This is a genomic window from Streptomyces sp. NPDC055506, assembly GCF_053643595.1.
Window position 1 is genome coordinate 1 of the sequence record NZ_JBSHKH010000278.1, and the last position, 2,040, is coordinate 2,040.

Here is a 2,040-nt window from a genome sequence, read left to right on the forward strand (position 1 = left end):
CCCACCCGCCCCCAGCACCAACGCCCCCGGCACCTCAACACGAGTGAGACACCCCGCCCCACGTCACCGCACCACCGCATACAACACCTGCCCCCCAGGCCCCCGCCCCACCTCCCGCAACCCCACCCCACCCCGCCCATCCACCCCCGTACCCATCACCCACCGCACCCCGTACTCCCGCAAAATCACCCCCCGCTCCCCCTCCGACACCCCACCCCCGAAATACCTCCGCACCGCCTCCTCCCTCCGCCCCACATCCGACAGGAAGAAGTCGGGATACCCAGGCGCCACCGTGTACGCCCCATACGCCGGAATCTGCGCACTGGGCCGCCCCAGCCGCGCCATCACCACATCCCCGTACTTCACCCACCGCGTCATCCACTGATACCCCGCCCACGGCTCCCGGTACTTCTCGGCGACAGCCGCCGGCAGATCCCCCGGCCTCACCACGTACCCCACCGTCCCCACCTGCGTCCACGCCCCCACAACCAGTGCCACCCCCAGCACACACCCCCACCCCACCCGCACCGCCCGCCGCCCGGCCTCCCCCACCTCCACCGCCGCCGCGATCTGCGCCGGAATCAACACCGCCGGCAACGCCCGCCCCCACGCGTACTGCCCGCTCACCCCACCCACCGCCACCACCACGAACCCCAGCACGAAGAACAGCACCAGCGGATCCCACCGGTCCCGCCACCACCGCACCCCCAGGGCCACCACCCCGAGCAACACCAGCCAGTACCGCCCGAACAGGTCCTCGTACAGCGGCCGATGCACCGACTCCAGCCCGCCCCACGCCCCGACCAGCGCGAAGAAGTCGTAGTACGGCCACACCAGCAGCACCACAAGCCCCAGCACCACCCCGCACGCCAGCCGCCCCCACACCGCCCGCCCCGGCCGCGCGGCGACCACCGTCGCGATCGCCCCCAGCGAGGCCACCACCCCCGAGAACTGATGGCACAGCAGGATCAACGCCCACAGCAGCCCCAGCCCGAGCCACACCCCCCAGCCCCCGTTCTCCCGCACCGCCCGCCCCAGCCAGGCCCAGAGGTGAAACGCCAGCCCCAGTGCGAACACGCTCGGGTACGACACCGTCAGCGCGAGGGAGTTGAGCCCGTAGAAGCCGCTCCAGTTGAAGAGCACCGTCCCCCACAGGAACAGCAGGCTCAGCACGGCCAGCGCGGGCGCGGCATGACGGCCGCTCAGCGTCCGCACATACCGCCACACCCCTGTCAGCAGCAGCCCGAGCCCGACCAGCGCCCCGATCCGCAGCACCCAGAAGACCGACAGATCACCCACCCGCGCGACGCAGCCGAGCACCAGCATCCAAGGCTAGTAGTACGGACTCGGCGTATCCGCGTCGACGAGCGGATTGCCGGGGTCGAGGAGGTTGTGCCGCAGACGCTGGACGGTCGCCGCGTGCACACCGAGGTCCCCGGCCCAGGGCAGCCGGAGGATCACGAGGAGCAGCAGCACGACGACCGCCACGGCGGCCACCACGGCGGCGGCCTGCGCGGCGAGGGTCCCTCTAGGCGCGGCGCGCATCGTGCTGGAACACCCAGGTGCGGTAGACGAGGAACCGGAAGGCGGAGGCCAGGACGATGGAGGCCGCCTTGACCGCGTTCGACTCGAGGGGACCGGCCAGTCCGAGGCCGTGGTAACCGGCGTAGAACAGCCCGCTCTCCAGGGCCACGCCGATTCCGCTGAAGCCGAAGAACAGCGCGATCTGACGTCGCGTACGGGACGCCCTGTCGCGGTAGGTGATGTACCGGAATCCGAGGTAGTTGCCGCCCATGGCGACCAGGCTGGCCAGCACGGTCGCGACCATGGCCGCCCGGTGCAGCCCGTGCAGAAGTACGTTGAACACCAGGAAGTTCACCGCGACTCCGCTCCCGCCGACCAGCGCGAAGTTCAGGACTTCGAGAACAAGGCGTCTGACCGGCAGGGCGGGAGCGGCCACTCGCTCCTCGGAGAGGTTCACCGTCACGGCACAAGCCTTAGCCGGAAACGGTAAGTCCTCCAGTCGAATCGCCCTAAGGC

At 70.6% G+C, this 2,040-nt stretch carries 1 protein-coding gene and 1 pseudogene; both read right to left on the reverse strand.

The features are described 5' to 3' along the window. Positions 1 to 63: 63 nt before the first annotated feature. Positions 64 to 1,545 (reverse strand): annotated as a pseudogene (locus ACWIF2_RS40570) (hypothetical protein). Further along, complete coding sequence (locus tag ACWIF2_RS40575) at positions 1,529 to 1,987, reverse strand: GtrA family protein (RefSeq protein ID WP_382500039.1); 459 nt, start codon at positions 1,985 to 1,987, stop codon at positions 1,529 to 1,531. The pseudogene ACWIF2_RS40570 and the gene ACWIF2_RS40575 overlap by 17 nt, the downstream one beginning before the upstream one ends. Positions 1,988 to 2,040: the final 53 nt, after the last annotated feature.